The sequence below is a fragment of the Bradyrhizobium sp. CSA112 genome, assembly GCF_029051645.1.
Taxonomy (GTDB): domain Bacteria; phylum Pseudomonadota; class Alphaproteobacteria; order Rhizobiales; family Xanthobacteraceae; genus Bradyrhizobium.
Window position 1 is genome coordinate 899,311 of the sequence record NZ_JAACFS010000001.1, and the last position, 14,124, is coordinate 913,434.

15 protein-coding genes are annotated in these 14,124 nt (G+C 63.0%); 10 read left to right on the forward strand and 5 right to left on the reverse strand.

Annotated elements, in window-relative coordinates:
* Positions 1–9: 9 nt before the first annotated feature.
* The 3 genes from GWE18_RS04465 to rpsF form a co-directional block, all read right to left on the reverse strand.
* Positions 10–999 carry a TAXI family TRAP transporter solute-binding subunit gene (locus GWE18_RS04465; protein ID WP_275184560.1) on the reverse strand — a complete coding sequence of 330 codons (990 nt, stop codon included), beginning with the start codon at positions 997–999 and terminating at the stop codon, positions 10–12.
* A 413-nt stretch (positions 1,000–1,412) separates the two neighbouring features.
* On the reverse strand, positions 1,413–1,652 hold the full coding sequence (gene rpsR / locus GWE18_RS04470) for a 30S ribosomal protein S18 (protein ID WP_002711478.1): 240 nt from the start codon (positions 1,650–1,652) through the stop codon (positions 1,413–1,415).
* A 5-nt stretch (positions 1,653–1,657) separates the two neighbouring features.
* Complete coding sequence (gene rpsF / locus GWE18_RS04475; protein ID WP_275184561.1) at positions 1,658–2,134, reverse strand: 30S ribosomal protein S6; 477 nt, start codon at positions 2,132–2,134, stop codon at positions 1,658–1,660.
* A gap of 389 nt (positions 2,135–2,523) precedes the next feature.
* Here rpsF and GWE18_RS04480 point away from each other — a divergent pair, with 389 nt between their 5' ends.
* The 10 genes from GWE18_RS04480 (at position 2,524) to gmk (ending at position 11,729) form a co-directional block, all read left to right on the forward strand.
* Entirely contained in the window at positions 2,524–3,210 is a 687-nt protein-coding gene (locus GWE18_RS04480) for a TetR/AcrR family transcriptional regulator C-terminal domain-containing protein (RefSeq protein WP_275184562.1), read from the forward strand.
* Complete coding sequence (locus tag GWE18_RS04485; protein WP_275184563.1) at positions 3,207–4,232, forward strand: fatty acid desaturase family protein; 1,026 nt, start codon at positions 3,207–3,209, stop codon at positions 4,230–4,232. The genes GWE18_RS04480 and GWE18_RS04485 overlap by 4 nt, the downstream gene beginning before the upstream one ends.
* A gap of 68 nt (positions 4,233–4,300) precedes the next feature.
* Complete coding sequence (locus GWE18_RS04490) at positions 4,301–4,927, forward strand: LysE family translocator (protein WP_275184564.1); 627 nt, start codon at positions 4,301–4,303, stop codon at positions 4,925–4,927.
* Between the two features lie 114 nt (positions 4,928–5,041).
* Positions 5,042–5,995 carry an ACP S-malonyltransferase gene (fabD, locus tag GWE18_RS04495; RefSeq protein ID WP_275184565.1) on the forward strand — a complete coding sequence of 318 codons (954 nt, stop codon included), beginning with the start codon at positions 5,042–5,044 and terminating at the stop codon, positions 5,993–5,995.
* 21 nt (positions 5,996–6,016) lie between these two features.
* Positions 6,017–6,754 (forward strand): 3-oxoacyl-[acyl-carrier-protein] reductase, encoded by a 738-nt coding sequence (fabG, locus tag GWE18_RS04500; protein WP_057851455.1) that lies wholly within the window; start codon positions 6,017–6,019, stop codon positions 6,752–6,754.
* 304 nt (positions 6,755–7,058) lie between these two features.
* Positions 7,059–7,298: an acyl carrier protein gene (locus GWE18_RS04505; protein WP_008969609.1), complete on the forward strand. Its 240-nt coding sequence runs from the start codon at positions 7,059–7,061 to the stop codon at positions 7,296–7,298.
* Between the two features lie 96 nt (positions 7,299–7,394).
* Complete coding sequence (gene fabF / locus GWE18_RS04510; protein ID WP_275184566.1) at positions 7,395–8,660, forward strand: beta-ketoacyl-ACP synthase II; 1,266 nt, start codon at positions 7,395–7,397, stop codon at positions 8,658–8,660.
* Between the two features lie 126 nt (positions 8,661–8,786).
* Complete coding sequence (gene mltG, locus GWE18_RS04515; protein ID WP_275184567.1) at positions 8,787–10,058, forward strand: endolytic transglycosylase MltG; 1,272 nt, start codon at positions 8,787–8,789, stop codon at positions 10,056–10,058.
* Between the two features lie 126 nt (positions 10,059–10,184).
* Positions 10,185–11,072, forward strand: coding sequence for a YicC/YloC family endoribonuclease (locus GWE18_RS04520; RefSeq protein ID WP_275184568.1), 888 nt, complete (start codon positions 10,185–10,187; stop codon positions 11,070–11,072).
* 3 nt (positions 11,073–11,075) lie between these two features.
* The gene (gmk, locus tag GWE18_RS04525) at positions 11,076–11,729 is read left to right on the forward strand and encodes a guanylate kinase (RefSeq protein WP_275184569.1); all 654 of its coding nucleotides are present in this window, start codon (positions 11,076–11,078) and stop codon (positions 11,727–11,729) included.
* An 18-nt stretch (positions 11,730–11,747) separates the two neighbouring features.
* Here the strand turns inward: gmk and GWE18_RS04530 are convergent, their stop codons facing one another.
* Both GWE18_RS04530 and GWE18_RS04535 read right to left on the reverse strand, forming a co-directional pair.
* Positions 11,748–12,917, reverse strand: a complete 1,170-nt coding sequence (locus GWE18_RS04530) for a hypothetical protein (protein ID WP_275184570.1) — start codon at positions 12,915–12,917, stop codon at positions 11,748–11,750.
* A gap of 748 nt (positions 12,918–13,665) precedes the next feature.
* Positions 13,666–13,896 (reverse strand): hypothetical protein, encoded by a 231-nt coding sequence (locus GWE18_RS04535; protein WP_275184571.1) that lies wholly within the window; start codon positions 13,894–13,896, stop codon positions 13,666–13,668.
* Positions 13,897–14,124 lie beyond the last annotated feature (228 nt).

Here is a 14,124-nt window from a genome sequence, read left to right on the forward strand (position 1 = left end):
GCGCGCTCCCTACTTCTTGAGCAATCCCGCTTCGCGGTAGTATTTCTCCGCGCCGGGATGAATAGGCATGTCGAAATTCTCTGCCATCTCCGCCGCCGTCACGCCCTTCATGACGCTCGTGACGTTGCCGAACTCCTCCCGCTCTTCGACGATGGCCTTGGTGATCTTGTAGACCACGTCGGCGGGCGTCTTGGAGGATGCAATCAGCACGGTGGGCGACTGGAAGGTCTGAACCGCCTCGGTCACGCCCTGATCCTTGTAGATTCCGGCCTTGAGGGTGTAGGGCACAAAGCCCGGATTAAGCTTGCGCAGTGCGGCGATCTCCTCGTCGGTGACTCCAAGGATCCGCACCTGCATCGCCGAGCCCATGTCCATGATGAAGGACGCCGGCACCACCGTGAACCATCCGACCGCCATCGCTTGCCGGTTCTTCACGGCTTCCGCATTGGAGGATACCGGCCCGTAACTCTTTGCGCCCAGGTCGTTCAGCGTCATGCCGTTGACCTTGAGCAGGTACTCCCAGCCGGCCGCCAGGCTGGTGTTGCCGCGTGACGGCAGCGCCACCGGCTGACCCTTCAAATCCTTGACGCTCTTGATGTCGCTGTTCGCAGGGACCACCAACTGCCAGACGTTGGGGTAGAAATTGGCCACGAAAAGGCCCTTGTCGGTCTGCTTGCCGGCGAACTGACCCTCGCCCTTCTGCGCGTCGGACATGACTGTCGTCATGGACCAGCCGATATCGGCCTTGTCGTTGCGGATCTTCTCCATGTTGACGAGGGCCGCGCCCGGCTCAACCTGCACGTTCAGTTCGGGATATCGCTTGTTGACGACCTGCGACGCTGCCGCCGCCATCGGTGTCCAACTGCCGCCGGTCGGGCCGGCGCTGAAGATGACATCGGTTTTCTGTTGGGCATGGGCAGCGCCTGCTGCGGCGACGGACATTGCTGCAATGGCGGCCAAGCGTACAACTCGCCGTAGACCACAGATGTGGACGGACATCGCTTGCACTCCCTCTGGCGTTCGCGCTCGTTGGCGCAGCTCATTGGGGCTCGTGTGCGCACGTTGTCGGCGGCAGCTTCGACACCCGTAGCATGCGGAAATTTAGCATCCGTCCTGCTGCCGAGCAGCGTACGTGGCCGCCGCGGCGATTGTCAACGACGTGTGCTCGCTTCATGAGCAGGGGTGCGGCAGGGATTTATCGCGGTAGGGCTAGGGCGCGCGGGAAAGCCTGGTACACGATGCGAACAGGCGGCATTGGATGCATTGCAAAAAATATGGGTGAAGAACTTGTGGGTCCAATGAGCGATCAGAGGTCTTGGACAGAGGTCCTGGACCCCAACTGTCGGCGGCAGACCCGAAAATCTCATGAATAATAACGACCGGCGGCGCGGACGCCGCCGGTCGAAGATGTCTTAGCGAATGACGTAGGGCAATAGGCCGAGGAAACGCGAGCGCTTGATGGCGCGCGCGAGTTCGCGCTGCTTCTTGGCGGAGACGGCGGTGATGCGGCTCGGCACGATCTTGCCGCGCTCGGAGACGTAACGCATCAGCAGCTTGGAATCCTTGTAGTCGATCTTCGGCGCGTTCGGACCCGTGAACGGGCAGGTCTTGCGGCGACGGAAAAACGGACGGCGTGCACCAGCTTCAGCCATGATTCTTACTCCTCTTCCGTCGCTTCAACAGCAACGTCTTCGCGCGGACGGCGCGGGCCACGGTCGCCGCGGAAACCACCGCCTTCACGATCGCCGCGGAAGCCGCCTTCGCGGTCGCCACGGAAACCGCCGCCGCGATCGTCGCGCTCGCGGTCACGATCGGCCTTGCGCATCATCGCCGAGGGACCTTCCTCGTGCTCTTCGACGCGGACGGTGAGGTAACGAATGACGTCTTCAGAGATCCGCTCCTGGCGCTCGATCTCGGTGACCGCGGCGGAGGGCGCTTCGATATTCATCAGCACGAAATGCGCTTTGCGATTCTTGTTCATGCGATAGGTGAGGGAGCGTACGCCCCAGTTCTCGGTCTTGGTGACCTTGCCGCCAAGCCCTTCGACGATGCCCGTCATCTGGGTGGTCAGTTCTTCGACCTGCTGGGTGCTCGCATCCTGACGTGCGAGAAAAACATGCTCGTAAAGAGGCATGGGTGTCCTTTCCTGGTGTTGGCGCGTTTCCCGGCGGCAAGCCCTTCGAGGCCTTCGGAAAGGACTCGGGATAAGCTCAGAAGGCGGAAGCACGGGACGACGGGCCGACTGGCCCTGCCACATCAATAACGCCTGGAAAGGTGAGATTGCTGAGACCGTCCGTTCAGCTCCCGGCCGGGATCCACGGATGGCGCGGTTTATAAGGATTTTCAGCGCGCTGGCAAGGCTTCTGCTGGCAAGGGCTTACGGGAACTCGAAAGGCCTTCTGGCTTTTCACCCGCAAGAGGTGGTGGGACCTCACTTGGCCGGTTGACAGATTTGTTTGTACATCATACAAACAATCGACGGAGGACAAATTGGCTCCCAAGTCTGTCCACAGCACATCCGAAATGCCTGCCAGCGATCCGAAGCACGCTGCCCGGGCCACGCGTACGGCCGGGCGCCAGATGCGCTCGCGGCTGCTCGATGGCGCCAGCCGGCTATTTAAGGAGCGGGGCCTCGCCGGAACCTCGATTTCGGACATTGCGGCGGCCGCGGACGCCTTTCCGAGCCAGATCACCTATTACTTCCGCACCAAGGAAGCCCTGTTCGTCGAAGCCGCCTGCCGCGACATGCTGTACGTCGCGCGCGCGGCCGAGCAGGCCGCGTTGCCGGCCCATACGCCGCACGAGTACACTCGCGCGCTGGTCGAGACGGTCACAGCGACGGATTCGGTCGCCTTCTTTACTGAAGCGCTGACGCTGACCCGCCGCCGCCAGGATCTCGCACCGCTGGTGGAGCGCACCATCGAGCGGCTGCACGGCGAGGGGATGCGCGCCTATGCCGGCCAGATCGAGCGGCACGGCTGGAAGAGCCTGCGCGATCCCGACGCCAGCTCACGGCGGTTCTGGGCGGTCGCGATCGGCGTGATGGTCGAGGGCTTCGCCATGGGCCGCTCCGCCGAGGAATTGAGCAGCGAGATGCTGCGCGTGCTGGGCGACCAGGCGACCCCAAAGCCCGCTGCCGACGATGCGCGGCTGCGCCTCGTCGGCGACGCGTCGAATCCAGGTTCACCGGACGGGGAGAGATCAGCATGACGGCACTGCGCATGCGTGCCCGCGACTTTCTGAGCGAGGATCAATTGATCGCCGTCCGCCAGCGGGTAACCTGGAAAGGCATCGCCCTGATCGCACATGCTTGGGCGCTCATTCTGGGCTCGATCGCGCTGGTCGCGTGGTGGCCCAACCCGCTGACCTTTCTGATCGCAGTCGGCATCATCGGCTCGCGCCAGCTTGGGCTTGCTATCCTGATGCATGACGGCGCGCATGGATGCCTGTCGGCGGACGAGAAGGTGAACCTGACGCTGAGCCAATGGTTCTGCGCCTATCCGATCTTCGCCGAGACCCGCGCCTATCGTCGCTATCATCTGCAGCATCATGCGCGCACGCAGCAGGAAGACGATCCGGATCTGGTGCTGTCGGCGCCGTTTCCGATCACCGGGATCAGCTACCGTCGCAAGTTCGTGCGCGATATCACCGGCCAGACCGGCTATCAGCAGCGCAAGGCGCAATTCTTGAATGCGCTCGGCCCAAAGGAATGGCCGCTGGCGCGGCGTGCCGCACATTTCCGCGAAAAGCTCGGTCCGCAATTTGCTGTCAACGCCGTGCTGTTTGCAGGCTTTGCCGCCGCGGGCGTGTGGTGGGCCTATCCGCTGCTATGGCTGTTGCCGTTACTTACCTGGCAGATGGTGATCACGCGCATCCGCAACATTGCCGAGCATGCGGTTGTTCCGGATTCCAGCGATCCCTTGCGCAACACCCGCACCACGCGCGCGAATTTCCTCGAGCGGCTGTTCATCGCACCCTATTACGTCAACTATCACCTCGAACATCATCTGTTGTTCTACGTGCCCTGCTACAACCTGCCGCGCGTCCACCGCATACTCAGTGAAAGCCGGTATGCGGACCGTATGGAGGTGCAGCCGAACTACGCCGCCGTGCTGCGGCTCGCGACCGCCAAGCCAGACCACGAGGATCGCCCAGGTAAGCTGGTAAGCGGCGCACGCCGCGCACGGGCCGGGAAGGAGGTCGGCGGTGATCAGGCCGCAGGTGGCTTCTAGAGGTGGACATCTCCTTTCGCCCATAGGGTAACTTCCCTGGTCGACAATAACCGTGAAGGAGCCGGCGAATGATCGATCTGACGACCTTGGCTGCTTATGGCGCTGTTGTGCTCGGCTTTGTATTCATTCCGGGTCCCGCCACGCTTCTCACCATTGCACGGGCAACGAGTTCGGGCACCAAGGTGGGCATAGCCACCGGCGTCGGGATCGCCGCTGGCGACGTGATTCATACCTTTATGGCGATCGTCGGCATCTCGGCGATCATTGCCACGTCGGCGTTGCTGTTCAGCATCATCAAATACATTGGCGCGGCGTATCTCGTTTACCTCGGCATTCGTGCAATTCTTGAGAGAACCCCGGCAAATCTGACGGCCGGTGCGCTACCAATCTCGGCGGGCAAGGCATTCAGGCAGGCTATTTTGGCAGAGGTGTTAAACCCAAAAACCGCGCTCTTTTTTCTCGCGTTCCTCCCCCAGTTCGTGGTGCCCGAAAACGGATCGGTCATGCTTCAATTGACGATGCTGGGGATCCTTTTTGTCCTGTTGGGGCTTGTCAGTACTGTGGTGTTTGCGGTGTGCGCGGGAGGACTGGGAAATTTTCTCCGTCGAAATCCCGCCGTGCAAAAATGGCAGGGCAAGGTAGTTGGCGGCATCTATTGCGCTCTGGGTGCCCGATTAGCGCTGCAAGAACGCTGAACCTGTCCGCCCCCGATTCCCAATCTTCCCCACGGCATGCGTCATCCCGCACCGCGGCTTGACATCCCGGCCTCGGTCAGTGTCTTACGGCCCCATTCGAATGAGGGAGCGCCGATGACGGCTGCATTTACTTTTCCGGGGCAGGGTTCCCAGGCGGTCGGCATGGGCAAGGCCCTGGCGGAAGCCTTTCCGGCTGCGCGGGCGGTGTTCGACGAGGTCGATTCGGCGCTCGGCGAGAAGCTGACCGCCATTATCTGGGACGGCCCGGCCGAAACCCTCCAACTCACCGAAAATGCCCAGCCGGCCCTGATGGCTGTCTCGATCGCCACGCTACGCGTATTGGAGACCGAGGCGGGCTTTTCCGTCGGGCGGGATGCGGCCTTCGTCGCCGGCCATTCGCTTGGCGAATATTCCGCGCTGGCTGCGGCCGGCAGCCTGACCATCAGCGATGCCGCGCGCCTGCTGCGTACCCGCGGCCTTGCGATGCAAAAGGCGGTGCCGGTTGGCGCCGGCGCCATGGCGGCACTTCTCGGACTCGACTATGAGGCGGCGATGGCAGTTGCCGGCGAAGCCGCGCAGGGGCAGGTCTGCCAGGCCGCCAACGACAATGGCGGCGGGCAGGTGGTGGTGTCCGGCGACAAGGCGGCCGTCGACCGTGCGGTGGAAATCGCCAAGGCCAAGGGTGCCAAGCGCGCGATGTTGCTTCCGGTGTCCGCGCCGTTCCATTGCAAGCTGATGCAGCCGGCGGCCGATGCGATGGCCGAGGCGCTGGCCGGGGTGACGATCAACGCGCCGGCCTCGCCGCTGGTGTCGAACGTGTTGGCTGCGCCGATCACTGATCCCGACGAGATTCGCCGCCGCCTGATCGAACAGGTCACCGGCACCGTCCGCTGGCGCGAATCGGTGGCCTACATGGCAGCGCATGGTGCCACGCGGTTCTTCGAAATCGGCGCCGGCAAGGTGCTGAGCGGACTGGTCAAGCGTATCGCCGACGGCGCGGTCGGCGTTCCAGTCGGCGGACCCAACGACATTGCCGCCGCCAAGGACGCATTGGCGGCTTCAGCCTAAAGCTCCCGGAAGGAGACATTGATGTTCGATTTGACGGGCAGAACGGCGCTGGTGACCGGCGCGACGGGCGGCATTGGCGGGGCGATCGCGCAAGCGCTGCATGGGCAGGGCGCAACGGTGGCGATTTCCGGAACGCGCCGCGAGGTGCTGGATTCGTTTGCCGGCAAGCTTGGCGATCGCGTCCACGTGCTGCCGTGCAACCTCTCCGACAGCGCTGATGTCGAGGCACTGGTGCCGGCAGCGGAAGCCGCGATGGGGCAGGTCGATATTCTGATCGCCAATGCCGGCATCACGCGCGACAATCTTTTCGTGCAGTTGCGTGACGAAGACTGGGACGACGTCATCCAGGTCAATTTGACCGCGACCTTCCGTCTCGCCCGCGCGGCAACCAAGCTGATGATGCGCAAGCGCTTCGGCCGGATCATTGCGATCACCTCGATCGTCGGCGTGACCGGCAACCCCGGTCAGGCCAACTACACCGCGTCGAAGGCCGGAATCATCGGCCTGATCAAGACGCTGGGCGCGGAATACGCCAAGCGCAACGTGACCGCCAATTGCATCGCACCGGGATTTATCAAGACGCCGATGACCGACGCGCTCAATGACAAGCAGCGCGAGACGATCCTGACGAAGGTTCCTGCAGCGCGGCTGGGGACGCCGGAGGACATCGCGGCGGCAGCGGTCTATCTCGCCTCGAACGAAGCGGCCTATGTCACCGGCCAGACGATTCACGTCAACGGCGGAATGGCCATGATTTGAGCGAGTTATTGCCCCGATCGATGCGGCCAAAAGGCCGTTTCCGGGGCGGGTGAGGCTTGTAGTCAAGGCTTGGGAAGTATGATAACCGAACCCTCGACGGATGGGCAAACAAGGCCATTGCAGGATTTTGAAACCCTGTATATTGGCGTGGCGACGCCTGCCGTTCGCCGGGGCTTTGTCGGCTACCACCGGGCCGAATCAAGACTATGCGCGATAGCGAAGGAAGTTTAACGACCACGATAGCTCGTAGCGTCTCTGTAGCGTCTTGGGGTCGGGTCCATTGGAACAAGCACGAGGTTGAACGATGAGTGAGATTGGCGAGCGGGTTAAGAAGATTGTGGTCGAACACCTCGGTGTTGAACCCGATAAGGTTGTCGACAACGCAAGTTTCATCGACGACCTCGGCGCCGACAGCCTCGACACCGTCGAGCTTGTGATGGCATTTGAAGAAGAGTTCGGTTGCGAAATTCCCGATGACGCCGCCGAGACGATTTTGACTGTCGGCGACGCCACGAAGTTTCTCGAGAAGAACGCGAAAAGCTGACGTCCCGGGCGGGTAGAGACAGAGCCGGACGGGCCGTTGTCGAACGGTCCCCCGGTTTCTTGTTTTGGGCCGCCGTTTTCGGGTTGGAGTTTGGACATGAGGCGGGTTGTCGTCACGGGGCTGGGCATGGTTACGCCACTCGCCTGCGGCGTTGACGCAACGTGGGCGCGTATCCTGAGTGGCCAGAGCGGCGCCAAGAAGATCGATACGTTCGAAGTCGCCGATCTCGCCAGCCAGATCGCCTGCATAATTCCGCGAGGCGACGGCAGCGACGGCACTTTCAATCCCGACCAGTGGATGGAGCCGAAGGAACAGCGCAAGGTCGACGACTTCATCATTTTTGCGATGGCTGCAGCGCGCCAGGCGCTCGACGACGCCGACTGGCATCCCTCGACCGAAGAAGACAAATGCGCCACCGGCACCCTGATCGGCTCGGGGATCGGCGGCCTGTCCGGCATCGCCGAAACCTCGCTGCTGCTGAAGGAACGCGGGCCGCGCAGGGTTTCGCCGTTCTTCATTCCGGGGCGATTGATCAATCTCGCTTCCGGCTATGTCTCGATCGAGCACGGCCTCAAGGGCCCCAACCATTCCGTGGTGACGGCATGTTCGACCGGCGCGCACGCGATCGGCGATGGTGCGCGCCTCATTGCGCTCGGCGACGCCGACGTGATGGTCGCGGGCGGAACGGAATCGCCGATCTGCCGGCTGGCGATGGCGGGTTTTTGCGCCGCGCGCGCGCTCTCGACCGGCTACAACGACGCACCGCACAAGGCCTCGCGACCCTATGACAAGGATCGCGATGGATTCGTGATGGGCGAGGGCGCCGGCATCGTGGTGCTCGAGGAATATGAGCACGCGAAAAAGCGCGGTGCGAAGATCTATGCGGAAGTAGTGGGCTATGGCCTGTCGGGCGATGCCTATCACATCACCTCGCCAGCGCCGGATGGAGATGGCGGCTTTCGCAGCATGACCGCCGCGCTGAAGCGTGCCGGAATCTCAGCGTCCGATATCGACTACATCAATGCGCACGGAACCTCGACGCAGATCGGCGACGAGATCGAACTCGGCGCCGTCGAGCGGCTGCTCGGCAACGCCGCCTCCAAAGTGTCGATGTCGTCGACGAAATCGTCGACCGGGCACCTGCTCGGTGCTGCCGGTGCGATCGAGGCCATTTTCAGCATCCTTGCGATTCGCGACAACATCGCTCCGCCCACCATCAATCTGGAAAATCCGTCGGTGGTAACGGCGATCGACCTGGTGCCGCAGACGGCGCGCAAGCGCGACATTAACGTCGCGCTGTCGAATTCCTTCGGCTTCGGGGGGACTAACGCCTCCGTGATCTTGCAGCGCGTGACTGACTAACAAGTGTTTAGAACTACTCCACCGTTTTGCCGTATTCGGCTATGACTTCTACATGCGGGCGTATGCTATCGGCTGGGCAGGGGATTGCCGGGCCGCGATTGAACCGACAGGATTCAGGTTGCATCGATGAGTGAGAGGCCGCCCATTTCACCACGAAGCCCGCGCGCTGCGCTGGAGCCCGAGCAGGTGCCGCCGCCGCCGAAACGGTCGGAGCGCGCCCGCAATCCGTTCGTGGTGGTTGGCAATGCCATCTTCACCATCCTGATCCTTCTGATGATCGGGGCAGGAACGGTGTACTATTACGGCAGACAAATTCTGGAAACGCCGGGCCCGCTGCAGGAAGACAAGATCGTCAACATTCCCTCGCGTGCCGGCAAGCGCGATATCGCCGATGCGCTGCTGCGCGAAGGCGTGATCAACGTCAATCCCTGGGTATTCATCGGCGGCGTGTTTGCGCTGAAGGCGAGCTCCGACCTCAAGCCCGGCGAATATTCCTTCCAGAAGAGCGCCAGCCTGCGCGACGTCATCGCCACCATCGTCGAGGGCAAGGTGGTGCAGCACGCCGTCACGATACCGGAAGGTCTGACCTCCGAGCAGATCGTGACGCGACTCCTCGACAACGACATCTTTGCCGGCTCGGTGCGGGAAATACCCCGCGAAGGCACGTTGCTGCCCGAAACCTATAAGTTTCCGCGCGGCACCACGCGCGAGCAGGTGATCCAGCGCATGCAGCAGACCCAGAAGCGGGTGCTCACGGAAATCTGGGAGCGCCGCAACCCGGACGTTCCGGTCAGGTCGCTGGATCAGCTCATCACGCTGGCCTCGATCATCGAGAAGGAAACCGGCCGGGCCGACGAGCGCAGTCGCGTGGCCGCCGTATTCACCAATCGCCTGCGGCAGAGGATCAAGCTGCAGTCCGATCCGACCATCATCTACGGGCTGGTCGGCGGCAAGGGAACGCTGGGCCGGCCGATCAAGCGCTCCGAGATTACGCAGCCATCGCCCTACAACACCTACGTGATCGAGGGTCTGCCGCCTGGGCCGATCGCCAATCCGGGCCGCGCCTCGCTCGAAGCGGCGGCCAATCCGGCGCGCACGCGCGACCTGTTCTTCGTGGCCGACGGCACCGGCGGGCACGCCTTCACCGAAACCTACGATCAGCACCAGAAGAACGTCGTCAAGCTGCGGGCGCTCGAAAAACAGATTCAGAACGATACCGTCGAACCATCAGAGGATGCGCCGCCGCCCACTGCGGGGGGAGCGCCGGCCGACACCAATCCAACTGCGACGACGCCCCGGCCCGCGGCGCCGGCGAAAAAGCCGCCCCGTCCTGCGGCGGCCCCGGCCCGTCAGGGCGCTGCGCAGTCGACCACGACGCCGCCGGTGGTTCAGCGCTGACCCCGGCCGGCTCAATCGGCGTTCCCGCCATCGCCGGAACGTAATTCCACTTTGGCGGAAATCGGCTTAAGGTCCTGCTGTTCCTTTCGAGTCTCGAAATCCCCGTCTTTTGGAGAGTATTACGCGATGGCGCTATCGAGCATGACCGGTTTTGCCCGGAGCCACGGCGCTAGCGGTCCCTATGCGTTTGAATGGGAGTTGAAGTCCGTCAACGCCAAGGGTTTTGACCTGCGCTTGCGGCTGCCGCCTGGCTGGGATGAACTGGAAGCCTTTGCCAAAAAGCGCGCCGCGGAGGTGCTGTCGCGGGGCACGGTGTACGCCAACCTGAGCGTCAAGCGCGCCAACGCGGTCTCCACCGTGCGCATCAATGAAGACGTGCTGTCCTCGATTGTAAGGGTTGCGGGCGAGCTCGCCGGAAAAATCGACGCGGTGGCGCCCAGCATCGATGGGCTGCTCGGCATCAAGGGCGTCATCGAGGTCGTCGAGCCCGAAAGCGACGAGGCGGAAGACAAGGCGGCCAGGGATGCGGCAGCCGCCGCCTTCGAGCAGGCGCTCGCTCATCTGGTCGAGATGCGGCGCCGCGAGGGCGTGACGCTCGGGCAAATCCTGATCCAGCGCATGGATGAAATCGAGAGACTGGCGAAGAAGGCCGAGGCTGCGCCGGGCCGCAAGCCCGAGGCGATCAGGGCGCGCCTGGCCGAGCAGGTGGCGGCGCTGCTGGAGACTTCCGAGCGCTTCGACCCTGATAGACTTAATCAGGAAGCGATCCTGATCGCGACCAAAGCCGACATTCGCGAAGAGCTCGACCGCATCGCCTCGCACGTCGCGCAGGCCCGCGAAATGATCGGCAAGGGCGGGCCGGTTGGACGGCGGCTCGACTTTCTCGCCCAGGAATTCAACCGCGAGGTCAATACCTGCTGCTCCAAATCGAACGATCTGGAATTGACCCAGACCGGGCTCGAGATGAAGAACGTGGTCGAGCAATTCCGCGAGCAGGTCCAGAATCTGGAGTGATGGATGGTGGCTTCTGGTTTCGACGGGGTTGAGCGGCGCGGACTGATGTTCGTGTTGTCGTCGCCTTCGGGCGCGGGCAAGACCACGTTGTCGCGTCTGCTGATCGAACGGATGCCGGGTCTGAAAATGTCGGTCTCCGCCACCACGCGGCCGATGCGGCCGGGCGAGGTCGACGGCCGAGATTACTTCTTCGTCGACAAACCTAAATTCGAGGCGATGGTCGCGCAGGGCGAATTGCTGGAATGGGCAACCGTGTTCGACAATCGCTACGGCACGCCGCGCGTGCCGGTCGAGGCCGCGTTGTCGGCCGGGCAGGACGTGCTGTTCGACATCGACTGGCAGGGCACGCAGCAATTGCGGGAGAAGGCCCGCGCCGACGTCGTCAGCGTGTTCATCCTGCCGCCATCGGCCACCGATCTCGAGAAACGGCTGCACACGCGTGCGCAGGATTCGGACGAGGTGATTCGTGGGCGCATGAGCCGCGCCACCCATGAACTCAGCCACTGGGCGGAATACGACTATATCGTCGTCAACCAGAACGTCGACGACGCATTCGCCGAGGTGCAGTCGATCCTCAAGGCCGAGCGACTCAAGCGTGAGCGCCGCACTGGGCTGACCGAGTTCGTTCGCAAACTGCAGCGCCAGTTGGAAAAATAGCCGCCGCTTTCGTCTCAGTTAAGTCTGCGCGCTGCGGGCAAGCCGGGACAGCATTTCCGTAACCTGCCGCTCCCGCTCCCGATCCTGGGGCGCGTGTCGCCGCTCTTGGGGCGCGCGGGGCCGCTCTTGGGGCGCGCGCGGCCGTTCTTGAGGTGCGCGGGGCCGCTCTTGGGGCGCGCGCGGCCGTTCTTGAGGTGCGCGTGGCCGCTCCTGAGGTACGCGTGGCCGCTCTTTGGGCACGCGTGTTGTCCTTTCCTGGGGCACGTGCGGATGGTGCACGCCTTCGGTACGCCGCAGCCGGGCGTCCTCGTCATGGAACATTGGTGGCGGCGAACGCCGCATGGTCTTTGCGGAGTCCCACATCGCGCGCCGTTTGCGGCGCATGGCGCGGCGTGCCCGCATGCGGCCGATCCTGACGATCGCGCTAACCGTGAGGCCCGCCAGTGCGAGGGCAGCCGCCATCACCAGAAGCAGCATCTGCAACGATGCGGTCGGCTTTGCCGTCGCCGGCTCCGCTGCGGCAGCGGTAACCTGATCTGTTGCGGGCTGCTGCACTTCCACGGCCTGCGGCAGCTGGTCTGCGGGCGCGTTGGCGGCGGCAACCTGGAGATCGGCTGGATTGCTTGAAGCGCGCGCGGTGGGAGCGTCGTTCCACCGCATCGTCGCCAGCGGCGCCGGTGCGAGCACGTTCGGCACGGTCGCGCGCTGGCCATTCTGAGCGGTCGGCGCCGGGGCTGCACCCGCCGTCCGCTCGACCTTGGCGGGCGAGTTTGGATCAGTGCGGTTTTGCTGGGAGATCCATTCGGCACGCGCATCGGCGACCGACTTGCTTGTGATCGTTGGCGCCTGCGCCGGAGCCGGTTCTGCGGCTGCCGACGTCGGCGGCTGGGACGAGGCTGGCGGCGCGGCGCGCGCGAACTTGTCGTCGGCCTTCTCGCTCTCCTCTCGGAGATACCAGCATTGTCGTTTGGTGACGCGGTCGATGCGATAGTACCAATGGCTGCCCGAGGGGGTCGCGCCCGTCGGCGCGGCGAGGCAACCGTCGGCGGCGGCTTGGGTCGCTGGCGTGGCGGCTTCCGCTGCTGTTGCTATGACTTGGGCCGAGAGATCCGTCACGGTGGCCAGATTGGCTCCTGCCACAATGCCGGCAAAGAGGGCCGGGACGAATTTCACGGAACGGTTCGACATCTGTATCCCCGGCAACGCAACGCTACGCGACGCTTGATTGCCGCCAATCTGGTCAGAGACTTGGGTGGCAATGCGCCGCAAATCCGGAGCGGATGGGGTATAATTGGGGCTCGCCGGCCCGCCTCAATTGGGGCCGGCGGAAGCCCCACAAAACGGCGCGCTTTTCTTCTGTTTAGGCCTGTTTTTCTACTGTTTTGGAGGCGGTCCAGCGTCGGTTGCAGCCATCGGATCGCACGAATGAACCGGAGCCGCTGCGGCCCGCGAAACGGCAATGGAAACCCATGTCGGGCAGGGTTATGCCGGTGCTCCAATACGTATGGTTGTTTTCGATAGCGGCAGCCAACGCTGGATGTGACATTGCGATCTCGCGGCGCGGGTAGGTGGGCCCCTTTGAGTTTGAGTGGGCCGCGTACTTGACAGCAATCAGACGGGCCGATGCCGATTGAGTTTGGCTCTCGGCCCGACGCTGAATCGCTGCCTCGAATTACTAACCTCCGATTTGCAGGTTAGATCGGACAGCTTATCGGGAGGAAGCGCGCTTTGAACTCCTCCCAATGACGGGACATCACTCATTCCTGTTCGCTCACCGTGCCGCATAATCTTCTACGGCATCGAACGTTTCAATCAGTTGATCCCTCGATGCCGGTTCTCCGAACTTGTGTGCCCAGCACTTCCAAGCGGGGGCGGGGCATCGTGCCAATTCCCGACCTAACGGTCGGTCCAGCGTCGCTAGCCGTTGAGCACATGTTTAGTCGCAGATGCGCTCGCGAATCCTAACGCGTTCACCAAAGCGGTTGGTGCGTTCGCGGATAATGATCCGGCAGTCATCTCTGTAATCACGGTAGTAGGGACGATCATAACGATCATACCCGGGACCAACGTAGACGCCGCCGGGACCGACGCCAAACTCGATAGCGTTGGCCGACCCGATGGTTCCGACCGTAAGCAGTGTGGCAATCGTCAAGGCAGATAGCTTCATGGATACCTCCTCTTGCCGATAAGAATCAAAGGCTTCGGAAGGCATTCGTTCCGCTTGGCGGAGATTTTGATCGCGCGCTCATCTTAGGTTCCGGCAAGGAACATTGCGCGAGCCACCTCGGTTTCGACTGCCGACCATGCACGGTACCGGCGAACTCGCTGCCATTATAATAACTCGATGCAGGTTTCACGCTAACGAGCGCAGGAACTTGACGCCGTTCCGAATGGT

Coding starts and splice junctions, on each gene's coding strand:
- fabF (WP_275184566.1), top strand. CDS start 7,395: ATGAGGCGGGTTGTCGTCACGGGGCTGGGCATGGTTACGCCACTCGCC.
- mltG (WP_275184567.1), top strand. CDS start 8,787: ATGAGTGAGAGGCCGCCCATTTCACCACGAAGCCCGCGCGCTGCGCTG.
- rpsR (WP_002711478.1), bottom strand. CDS start 1,652: ATGGCTGAAGCTGGTGCACGCCGTCCGTTTTTCCGTCGCCGCAAGACC.
- GWE18_RS04530 (WP_275184570.1), bottom strand. CDS start 12,917: ATGTCGAACCGTTCCGTGAAATTCGTCCCGGCCCTCTTTGCCGGCATT.
- gmk (WP_275184569.1), top strand. CDS start 11,076: ATGGTGGCTTCTGGTTTCGACGGGGTTGAGCGGCGCGGACTGATGTTC.
- GWE18_RS04485 (WP_275184563.1), top strand. CDS start 3,207: ATGACGGCACTGCGCATGCGTGCCCGCGACTTTCTGAGCGAGGATCAA.
- GWE18_RS04505 (WP_008969609.1), top strand. CDS start 7,059: ATGAGTGAGATTGGCGAGCGGGTTAAGAAGATTGTGGTCGAACACCTC.
- GWE18_RS04520 (WP_275184568.1), top strand. CDS start 10,185: ATGGCGCTATCGAGCATGACCGGTTTTGCCCGGAGCCACGGCGCTAGC.
- fabG (WP_057851455.1), top strand. CDS start 6,017: ATGTTCGATTTGACGGGCAGAACGGCGCTGGTGACCGGCGCGACGGGC.
- fabD (WP_275184565.1), top strand. CDS start 5,042: ATGACGGCTGCATTTACTTTTCCGGGGCAGGGTTCCCAGGCGGTCGGC.
- GWE18_RS04490 (WP_275184564.1), top strand. CDS start 4,301: ATGATCGATCTGACGACCTTGGCTGCTTATGGCGCTGTTGTGCTCGGC.
- GWE18_RS04480 (WP_275184562.1), top strand. CDS start 2,524: ATGCCTGCCAGCGATCCGAAGCACGCTGCCCGGGCCACGCGTACGGCC.
- GWE18_RS04465 (WP_275184560.1), bottom strand. CDS start 999: ATGTCCGTCCACATCTGTGGTCTACGGCGAGTTGTACGCTTGGCCGCC.
- GWE18_RS04535 (WP_275184571.1), bottom strand. CDS start 13,896: ATGAAGCTATCTGCCTTGACGATTGCCACACTGCTTACGGTCGGAACC.
- rpsF (WP_275184561.1), bottom strand. CDS start 2,134: ATGCCTCTTTACGAGCATGTTTTTCTCGCACGTCAGGATGCGAGCACC.